The organism is Ensifer sp. ZNC0028, from assembly GCF_000799055.1.
In the GTDB taxonomy this organism is placed as follows: domain Bacteria; phylum Pseudomonadota; class Alphaproteobacteria; order Rhizobiales; family Rhizobiaceae; genus Ensifer.
This window is the reverse complement of sequence record NZ_JTLA01000271.1, coordinates 1-202: the sequence shown is the minus strand read 5'-3', so window position 1 is coordinate 202 and position 202 is coordinate 1. Positions and strand designations below refer to the sequence as shown.

Below are 202 nucleotides of genomic sequence, written 5' to 3'. Positions count from 1 at the left end.
TCGCCCCGCCGCCATTGTTGACGGGTGGCGTGAAGTTGACTTGGGCACCATCCGGATCAAGCGTCGTTACCGCGCCGATCGTCGGTGCGTCCGGCAAGGCCGGATTAACGGCGAACGACCGCGTGATCGTCTGTGCCGGGAAATAAGCAACGTTGCCCTCTGCGTCGGCATTGATGGTGCAGGTGCCCGCGGAATGGAACGT

The 202-nt window shown here is 62.9% G+C and carries 1 protein-coding gene; it reads right to left on the bottom strand.

Features of this window, described 5'->3' with window-relative positions; all coding sequences use genetic code 11:
- Nucleotides 1-202: hypothetical protein (locus L981_RS35355; RefSeq protein WP_043627231.1), on the bottom strand; the 202-nt coding region annotated here is incomplete at both ends.